Genomic DNA, 15,778 nt, shown 5'->3' with positions numbered 1-15,778 from the left:
CCGAAGAGGCTTAGCTCATGCCGAAGTTTGCTGCAAACCTGACCATGCTGTTCAACGAAGTGCCGTTCCTCGACCGCTTCAAGGCGGCCGCCGACGCGGGCTTCGACGCCGTCGAGTTCCTGTTCCCGTACCCGTACGCGAAAGAGGAACTCGCCGAGCGGCTCGAAACGCACCGCCTGCGCCTCGTGCTGCACAACCTGCCCGCCGGCAACTGGGACCAGGGCGAGCGCGGCATCGCGTGCCTGCCCGATCGCGTCGGCGAGTTCCAGGAAGGCGTCGGTCGTGCGATCGAATACGCGAAGGCACTGAAGGTGCCGCAGTTGAACTGCCTGGTCGGCATCCCGTCGGCCAGCACGGCGCGCGACAAGACCTTCGTGACGATCGTCGACAACCTGCGCTTCGCCGCCGACGCACTGAAGCGCGAAGGCATCCGTCTGCTCGTCGAGCCGTGCAACAGCTTCGACATCCCGGGCTTCGCGCTGAACCGCTCGTCCGAAGGGCTCGACGTGATCCGCGCGGTCGGCTCGGACAACCTGTTCCTGCAGTACGACATCTATCACATGCAGCGGATGGAAGGCGAACTGGCCGCGACGATCGAACGCAACCTCGCGTCGATCGGCCACGTCCAGCTCGCGGACAACCCGGGCCGCAACGAACCGGGCACGGGCGAGATCAACTACGCGTTCCTGTTCGCCCTGCTCGACCGGCTCGGCTATGCCGGCTACATCGGCTGCGAATACAAGCCCCGCACCACCACGACGGAAGGGCTCGGCTGGCTGCAAAGCGTCGCCGGCTGCGCGCCGGGCTCGGCGCGTCGCGCCGCCTGAGATCCCCCTTCCCGTTTTCAGCCCTATAGGAGACTTTCACATGGCAACCATCGGTTTCATCGGCCTCGGCATCATGGGCGCGCACATGGCGCGCAACCTGCTCAAGGGCGATCATCAACTCGTCGTGAACGGTGCGTTCCCGATCCCGGACGACCTGCGCACGAGCGCCAAGGTCGTCGCGAACTCGACCGAAGTCGCAAAGAACGCGGACGTCATCGTCGTGATGGTGCCGGACACGCCCGACGTCCGTAACGTGCTGTTCGCCGACGACGGCGTCGCGAAGGGCCTGACGGCCGGCAAGCTCGTGATCGACATGAGCTCGATCTCGCCGCTCGACACGCAGGAATTCGCGAAACAGATCAATGCCCTCGGCTGCGACTACCTCGACGCGCCGGTGTCCGGCGGCGAAGTCGGCGCACGCGAAGCGTCGCTGACGATCATGGTCGGCGGCCCGGAAGCGGCATTCGAGCGCGCCAAGCCGCTGTTCGAGAAGATGGGCAAGAACATCACGCTCGTCGGCGACAACGGTGCGGGCCAAACCTGCAAGGTCGCGAACCAGATCATCGTCGCGCTGAACATCGAAGCTGTCGGCGAAGCACTGCTGTTCGCCGCACGTTCGGGCGCCGATCCGGAGCGCGTGCGCCAGGCACTGATGGGCGGTTTCGCCGCATCGCGCATCCTCGAAGTGCACGGCGCGCGCATGACCAAGCGCACGTTCGATCCGGGCTTCCGCATCGAGCTGCACCAGAAGGACCTGAACCTCGCGCTCGACGGCGCACGCAAGCTCGGTCTCGCCCTGCCGCACACGGCCAGCGCGCAGCAGCTGTTCAGCGTGTGCGCATCGCACGGCGGCAAGGCATGGGATCACTCGGCACTCGTGCGTGCGCTCGAGATCATGTCGAACTTCGAAATCGGCCAGACGCCGGCCGCGTAACGCGGATGTCATGACGCGCGTTTCGCCGCAATGGCGAACGCGCGCGACGAATACACGCGAACCGGCTCGCGGCCGGTCGCAGCGATGCGCGTGCACGCGCGCATCACGGTGGGGCGCCCCGCCGCGCATGCCAAACGCATGCGCGACGGGGCGAAAAACGCCGCTCTGGGCTGAGAGCGGCGTGGTGGGGTCCGCAGCGGCACCCGGCGGCGCCGGGGAAGCCTTGGTCGGTCAGACGTCGTCGTTGGGTGTCCGCCTGTCGGATTTCGCGTATTACACTTCTTTACGTTCGCGCATGCGATTTTTCATGCAATCGTCGCGATGAACGCCTACACTTTCGCCACGCCTTTCGAGAAATCCGCCGCGCTTGCGCTCACCTTCGGTGACCGCGTCCAGCGCGGTGTTTTTTTCGCCACTTCACGGCGCGTTTTCTTTTCAACCACCTAGGGAGTGCAGCGATGGGTCTTCTTTCGTTTATCAAAGAGGCGGGTGAAAAACTGCTGGGTCATGCCGACGAGCAAGCGGCAGCCGATCCGAATGCCGCGAACCAGACCGCGGCCGATGCCATCAAGAACTACATCAGCACGCAAGGTCTCGACACGTCGAACCTGACCGTCGCGTTCGACGGTGCCTCGCGCACGGTCACGCTGTCGGGCAGCGTCGCCGATCTGGACACGAAGGCGAAGGTCAAGGTCGCGGCCGGCAACGTGCAAGGCGTCGCGGGCGTGAACGACGACGATCTGCAGCCGGACGATCCGCAAGTTCAGTACCACGACGTGAAGTCGGGCGACACGCTGTCGGCGATCGCCAAGGAAGTGTATGGCGACGCGAACAAGTACCCGGTGATCTTCGAGGCGAACAAGCCGATGCTGTCGAGCCCGGACCGGATCTACCCGGGCCAGAAGCTCGTGATTCCGCCGCAGTCCTGAGCATTCGCGCAGCACTGACGTAAAAAAGGCAGGCCGCGTGGCCTGCCTTTTTCGTATGCGCTGCATGCCGCCCCGATCGGCGGCCATCGGTTACAGCGTGTCGAATACCCGCTGCAGCGCGTCGCGCGCGTGAATCCCGTTCGCCAGCGCGAGCATCAGCAGCACGCGCGCCTTGAACGGGCTCAGTGACCCGGCGCTCACGAAGCCGAGTGCGTCGTCGCTCGCCGCGCCGTTGCGCATCACGTGGCCCGAGCCGACGCGCGACGCGCGCACCACCGCCACCCCCGCGTTCACCGCATCGGCGAGCGCCGCCTGCAGCGTCGCATGGATCGAGCCGTTGCCGGTGCCCGCGACGACGAGCCCGCGCACGCCGGCCGCGACAAGCGCATCGACGGCCGTGCGCGTCACGCCTGCATAGCTCGTGACGACTTCGACCGGCGGCCACGCAGCGGCGATCGCCAGTTGCGTATCGCGCGAACGCGTGACGCGGCGCGCGAATTCGACGCGACCGTCCTGCACCCAGCCGAGCGCGCCGAGCTCCGGCGTCTGGAATGCATCGACCGCATAGGTGCTCGTCTTCACGACGTCGCGCGCGCCGTGGATCCGGTTGTTGAACGCGACGAGCACGCCCTGCCCGCGCGCGGCCGGATGCGCGGCGACCGTCACCGCGTTCAGCAGGTTCAGCGGGCCGTCGGGCGACAGTGCGGTGGCCGGCCGCATCGCGGCGGTCAGCACGACGGGCTTGTCGCCGGTCACGACCAGATGCAGCGCGTACGCGGTTTCCTCGAGCGTGTCGGTGCCGTGCGTGATCACGATGCCGTCGATGTCCGGATCGGCCATCAGCGCCGCGATGCGCGCGGCAAGCGTATTCCACAGCGGCAGCGCGAGATCCTTGCTGTCGATGCTGGCGATCTGCTCCGCGTCGATGCGCGCGACCGATGCGAGCGCCGGCACCGCGTCGAGCAGGAAATTGACGCCGAGCGCGCCGGCCTGATAGCCGGCGGTGCTGGTCGCGTCCGGCGCGGCGCCGGCGATCGTGCCGCCGGTGGCGAGTACGGCGATGCGCGGCAAAGCCGCCGCGGACGGGGGGGATGCGGGGTTCGGAGTATTCATGGCCGCGATTGTAATGGCTCACGGCCGGCATCCGGTAGGTGCCGCATGCAGTATCGTTGGCGCCCGCCCCGCGTCATGGTTTGTCCCGATCGCCGGCACGCGCCCGCCGTCAACGATGGCGCCACCCGCGGCGTTATAGGAAGGCCGTTTTGGTGTTTTCACATTGATTTGCCATAATCGGAGCGCGCGGCGCGATGCGGCCCTGTTCCCGTTGCGCCGCGTTTCGTGACGGCGTCGATATAAAACGCAATTCATCCCATGGGAGTGTCGAAATGAAAATTCAATCGCTCGTAGCCGCAGTGCTTCTCGGCGGCATGCTGGCTTCCCCGGCTTTCGCCGCGAACAGCCAGCAGGACAAGATGAAGGCCTGTAACGCCCAGGCAGCCGGCAAGACGGGCGACGAACGCAAGGCGTTCATGAAGGACTGCCTGTCGACCAAGCCCGCGAAGAAGATGACGCAGCAGGAAAAGATGAAGGCCTGCAACGCCCAGGCAACCGACAAGAAGGGCGACGACCGCAAGGCGTTCATGAAGAGCTGCCTGAGCAGCCAGCCGGCCGCCTGAGTCCCGGCGCTCCCGTCTCGAATGCCGCGCACCGCTTCGGCGGGCGCGGCATTTTTGTTTTCGTTGCTCGCACATCGACGCGTGCGACCGGGCAACGGATGCGTCGTCGCATCGGCCGGCCCGCGACAACCGCACCGCCGCACACGCCAGCCCGCACGCTGCCGCCCTCCCGCCCCGCTTCCCCGGCACACCGTGCGGATGCCGACACACGATGCGGCAATTCGCCGCGTTTTCTTCTATGATGGCTGCAACGCGGCCCACCCAAGTACAAGACGCGCCATCGGGCCGCCCTCAGACGAACGCGCACACCGCGTCAAACGGAGGCATGGATGGCATGGAGACAACACCGCTGGTTCCGTCGCTGGGTGATCGTGATCGTGTTCTGGGCCGTGCCCGTCGCGATCGTCGCCGTGCGCGAGATCCGCGAGGAAATGGCGTACAACAAGGCCGACCTGCAACTCGCCCTGACCACCTGGCAACTCACCGACGCGCAGCAGGCGGCAGGCGCCGCCGCGAAATGCCATGGCGATCCTGACGAAGCGCACGCGGCCGGCTGCCCGGCCGAGGTGCTGACGGCCAACGCGGCACGCCAGCAGGCGGCCCGCGACGAATACGTGGTGCGCCGCAACACGCTCGCCGGCTACCTGTGGCATGCATTCGTCGGCTACTGGGTCGTGCCGGCCGCGTTCCTGTTCGCATGCGGTGTGGTGATCGCGTTGATCCGCCGCGCACTGCGGCGCCCGCCGATCAAGCCGCCGGTGCCGCCCGTCCCGCACTGACACTGCGAACCCTGCCCGTTCCCTGCCGTTCCCCCCGCCGCCGACCGCACGCGCGACGCGTCGGCGCGCGTGCGCCGGCCCGTCCGTTGGCGTGCCGCGACACCCCAAAACGATTTGACGCTTTTTCACGCCCGGACGAAAAGGGGTTGTAATCCGCTGTGATATAACTGCCGACGTGATCCGCTCCTTGAGCGAGACTCACTCCGAACATCATCCGATGGAGAAGAACGATGCAAAAACGGAATCTTGTGCTGAAAGCCGCCGCTGCACTCATCGTCGGTAGCCTCGCGCTCACCGGTTGCACCACCACCCCCGACAAGCCCGACAACGCCGCGACCAACGCGTCGAAGCGTCAGGCGATCGATTCGAGCGTCGACGCCACGCTGTCGCGCATGTACTCCACGGTCAAGGGTTCGCGTGAACTCGTCGCGAAGTCGCGCGGCGTGCTGGTCTTCCCGGACGTGATCCAGGCCGGCTTCATCGTCGGCGGCCAGTCCGGCAACGGCTCGCTGCGCGTCGGCGGCAGCACCGTCGGGTACTACAACACGTCGTCGCTGTCGGTCGGCCTGCAAGCCGGCGCGCAGTCGAAGGCGATCGTGTTCCTGTTCATGACTCAGGACGCGCTCGACGAATTCCGCGGCTCGGACGGCTGGGCAGCGGGTGCCGGCGCCTCGGTCGCGCTCGTGAAGATGGGCGCGAACGGCGCGGTCGACACGACCACGGCCACCGCACCGGTCCAGGTCATCGTGCTGACCAACGCCGGCCTGATGGGCGACGTGTCGATCAACGGCACGAAGGTCACGAAGCTGAAGATCTGACGCCGCGGCAGCCTCGCCCGTGCGCCCCGCGCGCGGGCGGCAGACAAACGGCGATGTCCTGGCGGGCATCGCCGTTTTTTCATGGGTGCGCGCGGCGGCTCAGGTCGTCGAGTCGATCACCTTGAAACGCGAGCGCTTCTGCGCGCGAATCAGCGACTGGTACACGTCGACGTACTGCTGCGCCATCCGGCGCGACGTGAAGCGCGCTTCGAAGCGCTGCCGCACGCGCGCGCGCGGCAGCAGGTGCAGCCGGTTCACGGCGGCCACCGCGCTGATCTCGTCCTCGACGATGAAGCCCGACACGCCTTCGTCCACCACTTCCGGCACGGCGCCGCGATTGAACGCGATCACCGGCGTGCCGCACGACATCGCCTCGATCATCACCAGCCCGAACGGCTCCGGCCAGTCGATCGGAAACAGCAGCGCATGCGCGCCCGACAGGAATTCGGCCTTCTGGTCGTCGGCGATCTCGCCGATGTACTCGACGTGCGGCAGCGCGAACAGCGGCTTGATCTCGCGTTCGAAATACTCCTGGTCGGCCGCGTCGATCTTCGCGGCGATCCGGATCGGCAGCCCGCACTGGCGCGCGATGCGAATTGCCGTGTCGACCCGCTTCTCCGGCGAAATGCGGCCGAGGAACGCGAGATAGCGCGGCTCGACGGGCTGCGGCAGGTACATCGTGTCGGGCAGCCCATGGTAGACGGTCGTCAGCCACTTCGCCTGCGGCAGCGGCTGGCGCTGCGCGTTCGAGATCGAGATCACCGGCGCGGTGTTGAAGGTGTCGAACACCGGCTGCTGCTCGGGCAGGTCGAGCCGGCCGTGCAGCGTCGTGACGAATGGCGTTTCCTGTCGGTTGAAGACCGAAAACGAGTAGTAGTCCATGTGGAAATGGAGCACGTCGAAGTCCTTCGCGCGGCGTGCGACCGTCTCCATCAGCAGCATGTGCGGCGCGACCCGGTCGCGGATCGACGAATCGAGCCGCAGCGCGCGCGGCCATACCGGTTCGAGCTTCGCCCGCGTCGTCGAATCGCCGCTCGCGAACAGCGTCACGTCATGACCGAGATCGACGAGCGCCTCGGTGATGTAGGACACGACGCGCTCCGTGCCGCCGTACAGCTTCGGCGGCACGGATTCGGTCAGCGGGGCGATCTGGGCAATTCTCATGATCCACGTCTCCTGTGTCCTCGGTCGGGGATCGGCAGCCGCGCTCGCGCGCGCCCCCATCCCGTGCAGAGCGGGCCGGCATCGCGCCGGCCGGATATCTCATTATTATTCGCGATCCTGATACCCGGAAGCGCCGGTCTTGCATTTTATGGGGGTTGTTACAGACAGGATACATTCGGCCGTGTGTCCGCCCGGGTGGCGCCAATGCGGGTACACCGCCCGGCCCGCTCTGCCTGCCGCGGCGATCCCGGCCAGCCTGACAACGCCCGTCAGCGCGACGGCCACTTCCACGGCGGCAGGTCGCGCGTGTCCGCGTCGACGAGCACGGTCGCGCCGAGCCGCTTGTCGAGCACCAGCGACTCGCAGCCTGTCTCGCGCTCGAGCGTCGCGATGAGCCGCGCCGCATGCGACACGACCAGCACCTGCGAACGCTGTGCCGCCTGCGCGATCAGGCGGCCGAGCGCCGGCAGCAGGTCGGGATGCAGGCTCGTTTCCGGTTCGTTCAGCACCATCAGCGCCGGCGGGCGCGGCGTCAGCAGCGCGGCCGCGAGCAACAGGTAGCGCAGCGTACCGTCCGACAGTTCGGCCGCCGACAGCGGCCGCAGCAGCCCCGGCTGGCGCATCAGCACGTCGAAGCGGCCGCGGCCGCCCGGATTGTCGATGTCGATCGATGCACCGGGGAACGCGTCGTCGATCGCCGCATCGAGCGCGGCGGCGTCGCCGATCTCGCGGATCGTCTGCAGCGCGGCGGCCAGGTCGGCACCGTCGTCCGCGAGCACCGGTGTGTGCGTGCCGATGTGCGACTGCCGGGCCGGCGCCTGCGCATCGGTCCGGAAATGATCGTAGAAGCGCCACGAGCGGATCCGCTCGCGCACCGCGATCATCTCCGGCGCGCCGACCGGATCGGCGAACTCGGTCATCATGCTGTCGAAGCTCGCGACCGGCTGCGGCACCGTGTGCCAATCGCCCGACGCGGTGCGCGCGCGAATCTGCGCGCCCTGCCGGTCGACCAGCAGCGTCGACGGGCGCAGCAGCGCGCCGCCCCAGATGCATTCGCGCTTCACGACGGGATCGAGCGCGAACTGCGAACGGCTCGGGACCGGCAGGCCGAGATCGATCGCATAGCCGAAATCGTCGCAGGCGAAACCGAGCTTGAGGCTCACGGGCCCGTTGCGCACCGTGCCGGTCACCGGCGTATCGCCGGCCAGCATCGAACGCGAAAAGCGCTCGGGGCCGGCCCACAGCGTCGACGGCAGCCCGCCTTCGCGCGCGAGCGACGGAATCACGCGGCCCTGCGCGGTATCGGCGAGCAGCCGCAGCGCGCGGTATACGCTCGACTTGCCGCTGCCGTTCGGCCCCGTGACGACGGTGAGCGCCGCGAGCGGCACGATCAGCTCGCGCAGCGAGCGGTAGTTGGCGATGGCGAGCGTCTTCAGCGCGGTCATGGGAAAGAGGTTCCGGCACGCGTTCAGCGGCCTTCGGTGGCCTTCGGGTCGGCCGCGGTATTGGCCGCCGTGCTGGCGGCGGGCGGTCGCGCATGCGGCCGTTCGGGATTCGGCTCGTCCGGCGCGGATTCGTGCGGATACAGCTCCATCCGGCTGCGCGGCAGGCATTGCGGATAGCGCGCCTGCAGGTACGCGATCAACCCCTCGCGCACGCGGCAGCGCAGATCCCAGCACGCAGACGAATCGACGGCGCTCACCAGCGCGCGCAACTGCATCGCGCGCTCGGTCGCGTCGGTCACCTGCAGCACCTGCACGCGGCCGTCCCACTCGGGCGCCGCATGGACGAGCCGCGCAAGCTCCTCGCGCAGCGGCGCGAGCGGCGTGCGGTAGTCGACCGACAGGTACACCGTGCCGATGATCTCCGAGCTGCTGCGCGTCCAGTTCGTGAACGGGTTTTCGATGATCCACTGCAGCGGGACGACGAGCCGGCGTTGATCCCACAGCCGTACCGACACGAACGAGCCGGTGATTTCCTCGATGCGGCCCCACTCGCCCTGGATCACGACGACGTCGTCGAGCCGGATCGGCTGCGTGAGCGCGATCTGCAGCCCGGCGATCAGGTTGCCGAGCACAGGCCGCGCGGCGATACCGGCGACGAGGCCCGCGACGCCGGCCGACGCCAGCAGGCTCGCGCCGACCTGGCGCACGTTCGGGAACGTCATCAGCGCGGCGCCCGTGCCGATGATCACGATCAGCACCATGACGGTCCGCACGAGCACCTTGGCCTGCGTATGGACGCGCCGTGCGTGCAGGTTGTCGGCCGTATCCATCGGATGGGCCTGAATGATCGCGTCGCCGACGCCGGCCGCGAGCCGCACCAGCAGCCAGGTCAGCGAGATGATCGAGCCGACCGCGGCCGCGGTGCGCATCCCGCGCACGAACGACATGCCGTCGTCGGACTGGACCCACAGGAACTCGAGCCCGAGCAGCGCGAGCGTGACGAGCGATGGCTTGTCGATGTAGCGCAGGATCACGCTCATCAGCGGATATGGCTGCGCGATACGCTTGACGATGCGTGCACCGAGCCGATGCACGATCAAGACGACCAGCACGACGACGACCGACACGAACAGCGTGCCGAGCCACGAATGCAACGGCGCATCGGCGATGCGCTGCAATTCCTCGATTGAAATCATCGGCGCCCGGGATGCTTCGGTTATGAGGCGCGTCGGCCTCGTCCTGGATGCGTCGGCGATGTCCGGGCGTCGCACGCACCCGGACGCGGCGTCAAATCAGTTGCCGCCCTTGCAGGGAAACGCCTTGCCGAGACCGAGCGACACCGCGGTACTCGCGTTGTAGTCGGCCAGCTTCGGATTCTCCGCGATGTACTTGCGCACCGCGTCGGTCATCTGCTGCGCCCGGATGTCGGGCGGCAGGCAGAAATACTGCCCGACGCGCGGCCCGGTGGTGCCGCCGATCGCGTCGATGGTGTTGTAGACGCCATCGGCGGCGCCTTCGATGTAGGCCGCGCACGACGCGCGCGACTTGACGTCCGTCTTCGCGCACAGCCGGTCGAGATCCGCGCCCGTGAACGCCGCCGCCGACAACGGCACGGCAAACGCCGCGGCACAAAACATAGCCCGCAACATGGTGTTCCTTATGTCAATGCGGCCCGAAGGCCGCTCACTGCGCTGACCGGCGCGACGGCCGGACGCCCGCTGCCGGCCGGTTTCCGGCCGGCCGGGCGCGCCCCGCCGTCGCGCCGAAACCGTCATTTTGCACTCTTTTGCGCATCTGCCGGCGTCGACGCGCCGATGCGCACCGTCCGCTTGGTCAGGATCTCGATTGCGTCCGGCGCCTTGTAGTGCTTCGCGAAATCGAGCGCGGTGATGCCGAGCTGGTTCTTCACCTGCGGATCGGCGCCCTGGTCGAGCAGCAGCGTGACCGTCGATGCATGGTTGCCGCGTGCGGCCATCATCAGCGGCGTCGTGCCGTTCGGCGACGCGGTGTCGATGTAGGCGTCGTGGTCGAGCAGGATCTTGACGACCGCGTCCTGGCCGTTGGTGGCCGCGTAGTGCAGCGGCGCCCAGCCCTTCTTGCTGACTTCCGCGCCCTTGTCGATCAGCAGCTTGACGAGCCCGACGTCGCCGTTCAGCGACGCGAGCATCAGCGCGTTCTCGCCGGCCTTGTCTTCCTTCTCGAGGTCGACGTTCGGCGTCGTGGCGAGCGCGGCGGCAACCTTGTCGGACTTTTCACGCGCGGCGATCACGAGCAGCGGGTCGCCGTTCGGCGCGAGCGTGTTCGGATCGAGCTTGCCGCTCTTCAGTTGTTGGCCGATGTCGGCGATGTCGTCGAACTTGACCGCCTTGACGACAGCGTCGAGCGACTCGGCGTGGGCGCCGGCGGCGGCAAACAGGCCGCTCGCGACGAGCGCGGCGGCGACGAGTGCGCGTTTGGGCAGATAGGTGGTCGGCTTCGTCATTGTTGTGGGCTCCTTCCCTGGGTTATGGGCTGTGCCGCGCGTCGTCAGCGGGCGATCTTGAACAGCCGGAAAAAGTTTTGCGTCGTCGCATCGGCGAGCGCCTCGACGGCGATCCCGCGTTCGGATGCGATAAAGCGTCCGACATGGCTGACGTACGCAGGTTCATTCGGCTTGCCGCGATATGGCACCGGCGCAAGGTACGGCGAGTCGGTTTCGATCAGCAGCCGGTCGAGCGGCACGCGCCGCGCGACGTCCTGCACGTCGGTCGCGTTCTTGAACGTGACGATGCCCGACAGCGAGATATGGAAGTTCTGCGCAAGCGCCTGCTCGGCGACCGGCCACGGCTCGGTGAAACAGTGCATCACGCCGCCCGGCACCGCCGCGCGCTCCTCGGCCATGATCCGCAGCGTGTCTTCCGACGACGAGCGGGTGTGGATGATCAGCGGCTTCATGGTCGCGGTCGCCGCGCGGATATGCGTGCGAAAGCGTTCGCGCTGCCATTCCATGTCGTCGATCGAACGGCCTTCGAGCCGGTAGTAGTCGAGGCCCGTCTCGCCGATCGCGACGACCTTCGGGTGCGCGGCCAGCTCGATCAGCTCCGCGAGCGTCGGCTCCCGTGCATCCTCGTGATCCGGGTGCACGCCGACCGACGCGTAGACGTTGTCGTGCGCCTGCGCGATCGCGAGCACGTCGGGCAGCGTCTCGAAGTCGACCGACACGCACAACGCGTGCGTGACGTCGTGCTCGCGCATGTTCTCCAGCACGGCCGGCAGACGGTCGGCGAGACCCTTGAAATTGATGTGGCAGTGAGAATCGACGAACATATGTTTCCTGAATACGTAAGGCAGGCGCTCACGCGCTCGCCGGCAATCGTTTCCCTACCCGGCGGAAACAATCCGCGCTCACGCGAACATTTCCCGATAACCGAGAAATAGTTCCTCGAATACGAGCCGCGCGTTGAGCGGATGGTTCTCGACGGCACGCTGGCGCGTCACGGCCTTCATGAAGCGTGCGAACGCATTCGCGTCGACCGCCTCCGCGCAGCGCGCAAGCGCCGTCGCGTGCATCGGGAAGTAGCGCGGCGCGCCCGCCATCCGCTGCGCGAGCAGATCGTACAGCCAGCGCTGCAACCAGCCGAGCACGAGCGGCATCGGCAGCTTCTGCAGCGCCTCGCCGCACGCGAACGGATCGCACGCGGCGCCGGCCGCGAGCTGGCCGAGCGTGAAGTCGCGCAGCGGCCGATTCTCGTCGCTCGCGAGCGCCAGTGCGGCGAGCGGCGCGCCGCCGGCTTCGGCGAGCAGCGCACGTGCATCGGCCACGCCTTGTGCCGCGAGCCACGCCTGTGCCGTCTCGGGCGCCGGCACGGTCATCGGCCACTGGCGGCAACGACTGATGATCGTCGGCAGCAACCGGTCGATCCGCGCCGACACCAGCAGGAACACGACGCCCGACGGCGGCTCCTCGAGCGTCTTCAGCAGCGCGTTCGACGCAGCGACGTTCAGTGCCTCGGCCGGATACAGCACGACGACGCGCGCGCCGCCGCGGTGCGAGCCGACGCCGCAAAAGTCGAGCAACGCCCGCACCTGCTCGATCTTGATTTCCTTGCTGGGTGCGCGCGTCTTCTTGCCGCCGTCGTCCGCGTCGGCTGCCTTTGCATCGTCGGCCGCGCCCGGCGCTTCGCCCGCGAGCGCCTCCGGCAGCACGATCCGGTAGTCCGGATGGTTGCCTTGCGCGAACCACGTACAGGCCGCGCAGGTGCCGCACGGCTCGCCGTTCGGCTGCGGCGCTTCGCACAGGAAGCCCTGCGCGAGATGCTGCGCGAACTGCAGCTTGCCGATCCCGGCCTGGCCGTGCAGCAGCAGCGCATGCGGCCATTGCGCACGCAGTTGCTGCAGGCGGGTCCAGTCGTCGGTCTGCCACGGATAGATCATGTGGTGCGTTCCTTGCGTGTTACAGCGCGGCGAGCACGCGTTCGAGCTGCTGGCGGATCTCGGGAATCGACTGCGTCGCGTCGACGATCGCGAAGCGGTGCAGCGCCTCTTCCGCGCGGCGCAGGTATTCGCTGCGGGTGCGCGAGAAGAACGCGTCCGACTCGCTTTCGAACTTGTCGGGCATGCGCGCGGCGCCGCGGCGCTCGCTCGCGATTTGCGGTGCGACGTCGAACAGCACCGTCAGGTCCGGCTGGAAACCGCCCTGCACCCAGCGCTCGAGCGTCTCGAGCTTGTCGCGCGGCAGCCCGCGGCCGCCGCCCTGGTACGCGAACGTCGCGTCGGTAAAGCGATCGGACACGACCCAGTCGCCGCGCGCGAGCGCGGGCTCGATCACGAGTGCGAGATGCTCGCGGCGCGCGGCGAACATCAGCAGCGCTTCGGTTTCGAGATCCATCGGCTGGTTCAGCAGGATCTCGCGCAGCTTCTCGCCGAGCTGCGTGCCGCCTGGCTCGCGCGTAACGACGACCTGCCGGCCGCTCGCGGCCAGCTTGCCTTGCAGGCGTTCGCAGAACCATTGCAGGTGGGTGGTCTTCCCCGCCCCGTCGATGCCTTCGAACGTGATGAATTTACCGCTCGCCATCTATTGACCTCGTATGTACTTGTCCACGGCCTTGTTGTGATCGCCGAGCGTGTCCGAGAACACGCTCGTGCCGTCACCCTTCGCGACGAAATAAAGTGCGCTCGTCGGGGCCGGATTGATCGCCGCCTGCAACGAGGCAACGCCCGGCAGGGCAATCGGCGTCGGCGGCAACCCGCGGCGCGTATAGGTATTGTAAGGAGTGTCCGCCTGCAGGTCGCGCTTGCGCAGGTGGCCATCGTACGCGTCGCCGAGGCCGTAGATCACCGACGGATCGGTCTGCAGCGGCATCCCGATGCGCAACCGGTTCGCGAACACGGCCGCGACGAATGCACGATCGGCCGCATGGCCCGTTTCCTTTTCGACGATCGACGCGATCGTCAGCGCGTCGTAAGGTGTCTTGTACGGCAGCCCCGGCGCACGCGCGGCCCATGCTTCGTCGAGGCGCGTCTGCATCAGGTGGTACGCGCGCCGGTAGATGTTCAGGTCGCTCGTGCCCTTGTCGAACAGGTAGGTGTCGGGAAAGAACAACCCTTCGCCGCTGCCGCGCTGGATCGCGGTGTCCGACGCGCCGATCGCGCGCAGCAACTCGGCATCGCTCATGCCGGCCGTCGCGTGCACCAGATCGGGATTGCCGTCGAGTTCCGCCCGCATCCGCTTGAAGGTCCAGCCCTCGATCACCGTCGCGACGTATTCGTTCACGTCGCCGCGCGCGATCTTCTGCAGCACGTCATAGGGTGTGATCCCGGTCTTGAATTCATAGTTGCCGGACTTCAGTCGGCTCGACAGCCCGAGCAATCGCGTCATCGCGACGAATCCGAACGGCTCGATCGGCACGCCGCCCCGCTTGAGCTGCACCGCGACGCTTTTCACGCTGCTGCGCGGTTTGATCGTGACGTCGAGCGACGCGGCGCCCAGCAACAACGGCCGGCTCGCCCAGTAATACCCGCCGCCCGCGCCGGCAGCGGCCACAACGACGGCCAGCGCCACGACAGTCGCGGCGCATTTCTTCAGTAGGGACATGGAAACGTGACTCAGGTAAGACCCATATAATACTTGCTCGCCTTCGTCAAAGTCAGGGTTGACTGTTCCCTCATTCCATGAGCACACCGTTCGCTTCACCGGCTGCCCAGGCCGCATCTGCCTCGCTCCCCGTTTTCCCCCGCCCGTCCGCCGCCGATTTCGATGCGCCGGGCGCCTGCATGCCGCTCCCGCAGTTCGGCGTGATCGACGTGGCCGGCGACGACGCCGCGACGTTCCTGCACAGCCAGCTCACCAACGACATCGAGCATCTCGATGCCGCGAGCGCGCGCCTGTCCGGCTATTGCTCGCCGAAGGGCCGCCTGCTCGCATCGTTCCTCACGTGGCGCGCCGGTCACGGCGTGCGCCTGCTGGTTTCGAAGGACGTGCAGGCTGCCGTGCAGAAACGGCTGTCGATGTTCGTGCTGCGCGCCAAGGCGAAGCTCACGGACGCGACCGACACGCTCGCGGTGGTCGGCTTCGCCGGCGACGTGCGCGACGCGCTGTCGGGCATCTTCGACGCGCTGCCGGACGGCGTGCACGTGAAGGTCGACGGCCCGGCCGGCGCGCTGATTCGCGTGCCGGATGCCGCTGGCCGCAAGCGCTACCTGTGGATCGGGCCGCGCGCGGAAGTCGACGCGCGCCTCGCCGCGCTCGCCGGCACGCTGCCGGTGGTGTCTCCCGCCGTGTGGGACTGGCTCGACGTTCGCGCGGGCGAGCCGCGCATCACGCAGCCGGCCGTCGAACAGTTCGTGCCGCAGATGGTCAACTTCGACGTGATCGGCGCCGTTAACTTCAGGAAGGGGTGCTACCCGGGCCAGGAAATCGTCGCGCGCAGCCAGTATCGCGGCACGATCAAGCGCCGCACTGCACTCGCGCACGTCGCCGGCGAGACCGACACCGTGCACGCCGGCATCGAGCTGTTCCACAGCGACGATCCGGGCCAGCCGTGCGGGATGATCGTCAACGCGGCGGCCGCGCCTGCGGGCGGCGTCGATGCGCTCGTCGAGATCAAGCTGGCCGCGCTCGACGGCGGCACGGTGCACCTCGGTTCGGCCGACGGTCCGGCGCTCGCGTTCGACGCGCTGCCGTACGCGTGGCCGACGGAAGTGTGATGCACTGATAACCCGTTCGCG

The 15,778-nt window shown here is 67.6% G+C and carries 18 protein-coding genes; 8 read left to right on the top strand and 10 right to left on the bottom strand.

Features of this window, described 5'->3' with window-relative positions:
- Positions 1–17: 17 nt before the first annotated feature.
- The 4 genes from hyi to lysM all read left to right on the top strand — a co-directional run bounded on the left by hyi (position 18) and on the right by lysM (position 2,690).
- A complete protein-coding gene (gene hyi, locus BX604_RS35250) occupies positions 18–827 on the top strand; it encodes a hydroxypyruvate isomerase (RefSeq protein WP_098556130.1) in 810 nt (269 codons plus the stop codon).
- A 40-nt stretch (positions 828–867) separates the two neighbouring features.
- The gene (locus BX604_RS35245; RefSeq protein WP_098556127.1) at positions 868–1,761 is read left to right on the top strand and encodes a 2-hydroxy-3-oxopropionate reductase; all 894 of its coding nucleotides are present in this window, start codon (positions 868–870) and stop codon (positions 1,759–1,761) included.
- Positions 1,762–2,082: 321 nt separating this feature from the next.
- A complete protein-coding gene (locus BX604_RS39855) occupies positions 2,083–2,208 on the top strand; it encodes a hypothetical protein (protein ID WP_257146502.1) in 126 nt (41 codons plus the stop codon).
- Positions 2,209–2,219: 11 nt separating this feature from the next.
- Positions 2,220–2,690 carry a peptidoglycan-binding protein LysM gene (lysM, locus tag BX604_RS35240; RefSeq protein WP_096503069.1) on the top strand — a complete coding sequence of 157 codons (471 nt, stop codon included), beginning with the start codon at positions 2,220–2,222 and terminating at the stop codon, positions 2,688–2,690.
- Positions 2,691–2,780: 90 nt separating this feature from the next.
- Here lysM and BX604_RS35235 read toward each other — a convergent pair whose 3' ends face one another.
- Complete coding sequence (locus BX604_RS35235) at positions 2,781–3,803, bottom strand: asparaginase (protein ID WP_098556125.1); 1,023 nt, start codon at positions 3,801–3,803, stop codon at positions 2,781–2,783.
- 272 nt (positions 3,804–4,075) lie between these two features.
- Here BX604_RS35235 and BX604_RS35230 point away from each other — a divergent pair, with 272 nt between their 5' ends.
- The 3 genes from BX604_RS35230 (at position 4,076) to BX604_RS35220 (ending at position 5,963) form a co-directional block, all read left to right on the top strand.
- A complete protein-coding gene (locus BX604_RS35230) occupies positions 4,076–4,366 on the top strand; it encodes a PsiF family protein (protein WP_098556122.1) in 291 nt (96 codons plus the stop codon).
- Positions 4,367–4,695: 329 nt separating this feature from the next.
- Positions 4,696–5,145 carry a hypothetical protein gene (locus tag BX604_RS35225; RefSeq protein WP_175800325.1) on the top strand — a complete coding sequence of 150 codons (450 nt, stop codon included), beginning with the start codon at positions 4,696–4,698 and terminating at the stop codon, positions 5,143–5,145.
- 230 nt (positions 5,146–5,375) lie between these two features.
- On the top strand, positions 5,376–5,963 hold the full coding sequence (locus BX604_RS35220) for a BPSL1445 family SYLF domain-containing lipoprotein (RefSeq protein WP_098556119.1): 588 nt from the start codon (positions 5,376–5,378) through the stop codon (positions 5,961–5,963).
- Positions 5,964–6,062: 99 nt separating this feature from the next.
- Here BX604_RS35220 and BX604_RS35215 read toward each other — a convergent pair whose 3' ends face one another.
- The 9 genes from BX604_RS35215 to mltG all read right to left on the bottom strand — a co-directional run bounded on the left by BX604_RS35215 (position 6,063) and on the right by mltG (position 14,645).
- The gene (locus tag BX604_RS35215; RefSeq protein WP_098556117.1) at positions 6,063–7,127 is read right to left on the bottom strand and encodes a glycosyltransferase family 4 protein; all 1,065 of its coding nucleotides are present in this window, start codon (positions 7,125–7,127) and stop codon (positions 6,063–6,065) included.
- A gap of 269 nt (positions 7,128–7,396) precedes the next feature.
- Positions 7,397–8,572, bottom strand: a complete 1,176-nt coding sequence (locus tag BX604_RS35210; protein WP_098556114.1) for an AAA family ATPase — start codon at positions 8,570–8,572, stop codon at positions 7,397–7,399.
- A gap of 23 nt (positions 8,573–8,595) precedes the next feature.
- On the bottom strand, positions 8,596–9,768 hold the full coding sequence (locus BX604_RS35205) for a mechanosensitive ion channel family protein (protein ID WP_098556113.1): 1,173 nt from the start codon (positions 9,766–9,768) through the stop codon (positions 8,596–8,598).
- A 96-nt stretch (positions 9,769–9,864) separates the two neighbouring features.
- Positions 9,865–10,221, bottom strand: a complete 357-nt coding sequence (locus BX604_RS35200) for a Rap1a/Tai family immunity protein (protein WP_031399254.1) — start codon at positions 10,219–10,221, stop codon at positions 9,865–9,867.
- 122 nt (positions 10,222–10,343) lie between these two features.
- Positions 10,344–11,054, bottom strand: coding sequence for an ankyrin repeat domain-containing protein (locus tag BX604_RS35195; protein WP_096503081.1), 711 nt, complete (start codon positions 11,052–11,054; stop codon positions 10,344–10,346).
- A gap of 44 nt (positions 11,055–11,098) precedes the next feature.
- Positions 11,099–11,878: a TatD family hydrolase gene (locus BX604_RS35190; protein ID WP_098556111.1), complete on the bottom strand. Its 780-nt coding sequence runs from the start codon at positions 11,876–11,878 to the stop codon at positions 11,099–11,101.
- A gap of 78 nt (positions 11,879–11,956) precedes the next feature.
- Positions 11,957–12,985 (bottom strand): DNA polymerase III subunit delta', encoded by a 1,029-nt coding sequence (locus BX604_RS35185; protein WP_098556108.1) that lies wholly within the window; start codon positions 12,983–12,985, stop codon positions 11,957–11,959.
- Between the two features lie 19 nt (positions 12,986–13,004).
- Entirely contained in the window at positions 13,005–13,625 is a 621-nt protein-coding gene (gene tmk / locus BX604_RS35180; protein ID WP_098556106.1) for a dTMP kinase, read from the bottom strand.
- Positions 13,626–14,645, bottom strand: coding sequence for an endolytic transglycosylase MltG (mltG, locus tag BX604_RS35175; protein ID WP_098556103.1), 1,020 nt, complete (start codon positions 14,643–14,645; stop codon positions 13,626–13,628).
- Positions 14,646–14,722: 77 nt separating this feature from the next.
- Between mltG and ygfZ the strand changes: the two genes are divergently transcribed.
- Positions 14,723–15,757, top strand: a complete 1,035-nt coding sequence (ygfZ, locus tag BX604_RS35170) for a CAF17-like 4Fe-4S cluster assembly/insertion protein YgfZ (protein ID WP_098556101.1) — start codon at positions 14,723–14,725, stop codon at positions 15,755–15,757.
- Positions 15,758–15,778: the final 21 nt, after the last annotated feature.

The organism is Burkholderia sp. JKS000303 (assembly GCF_002563755.1).
In the GTDB taxonomy this organism is placed as follows: Bacteria; Pseudomonadota; Gammaproteobacteria; order Burkholderiales; family Burkholderiaceae; genus Burkholderia; species Burkholderia anthina_B.
The sequence above is the reverse complement of the archived record's forward strand: the minus strand, read 5'-3'. Positions and strand labels throughout refer to the sequence as shown.

Excerpts from the sequence above, each read along its gene's own strand:
- BX604_RS35225 (WP_175800325.1), top strand. The coding sequence starts at position 4,696 with ATGGCATGGAGACAACACCGCTGGTTCCGTCGCTGGGTGATCGTGATC.
- BX604_RS35230 (WP_098556122.1), top strand. The coding sequence starts at position 4,076 with ATGAAAATTCAATCGCTCGTAGCCGCAGTGCTTCTCGGCGGCATGCTG.
- mltG (WP_098556103.1), bottom strand. The coding sequence starts at position 14,645 with ATGTCCCTACTGAAGAAATGCGCCGCGACTGTCGTGGCGCTGGCCGTC.
- BX604_RS35245 (WP_098556127.1), top strand. The coding sequence starts at position 868 with ATGGCAACCATCGGTTTCATCGGCCTCGGCATCATGGGCGCGCACATG.
- BX604_RS35195 (WP_096503081.1), bottom strand. The coding sequence starts at position 11,054 with ATGACGAAGCCGACCACCTATCTGCCCAAACGCGCACTCGTCGCCGCC.
- BX604_RS35205 (WP_098556113.1), bottom strand. The coding sequence starts at position 9,768 with ATGATTTCAATCGAGGAATTGCAGCGCATCGCCGATGCGCCGTTGCAT.
- BX604_RS35210 (WP_098556114.1), bottom strand. The coding sequence starts at position 8,572 with ATGACCGCGCTGAAGACGCTCGCCATCGCCAACTACCGCTCGCTGCGC.
- BX604_RS39855 (WP_257146502.1), top strand. The coding sequence starts at position 2,083 with ATGAACGCCTACACTTTCGCCACGCCTTTCGAGAAATCCGCCGCGCTT.
- BX604_RS35215 (WP_098556117.1), bottom strand. The coding sequence starts at position 7,127 with ATGAGAATTGCCCAGATCGCCCCGCTGACCGAATCCGTGCCGCCGAAG.
- BX604_RS35200 (WP_031399254.1), bottom strand. The coding sequence starts at position 10,221 with ATGTTGCGGGCTATGTTTTGTGCCGCGGCGTTTGCCGTGCCGTTGTCG.
- BX604_RS35235 (WP_098556125.1), bottom strand. The coding sequence starts at position 3,803 with ATGAATACTCCGAACCCCGCATCCCCCCCGTCCGCGGCGGCTTTGCCG.
- BX604_RS35185 (WP_098556108.1), bottom strand. The coding sequence starts at position 12,985 with ATGATCTATCCGTGGCAGACCGACGACTGGACCCGCCTGCAGCAACTG.
- BX604_RS35220 (WP_098556119.1), top strand. The coding sequence starts at position 5,376 with ATGCAAAAACGGAATCTTGTGCTGAAAGCCGCCGCTGCACTCATCGTC.
- ygfZ (WP_098556101.1), top strand. The coding sequence starts at position 14,723 with ATGAGCACACCGTTCGCTTCACCGGCTGCCCAGGCCGCATCTGCCTCG.
- hyi (WP_098556130.1), top strand. The coding sequence starts at position 18 with ATGCCGAAGTTTGCTGCAAACCTGACCATGCTGTTCAACGAAGTGCCG.
- BX604_RS35190 (WP_098556111.1), bottom strand. The coding sequence starts at position 11,878 with ATGTTCGTCGATTCTCACTGCCACATCAATTTCAAGGGTCTCGCCGAC.
- tmk (WP_098556106.1), bottom strand. The coding sequence starts at position 13,625 with ATGGCGAGCGGTAAATTCATCACGTTCGAAGGCATCGACGGGGCGGGG.
- lysM (WP_096503069.1), top strand. The coding sequence starts at position 2,220 with ATGGGTCTTCTTTCGTTTATCAAAGAGGCGGGTGAAAAACTGCTGGGT.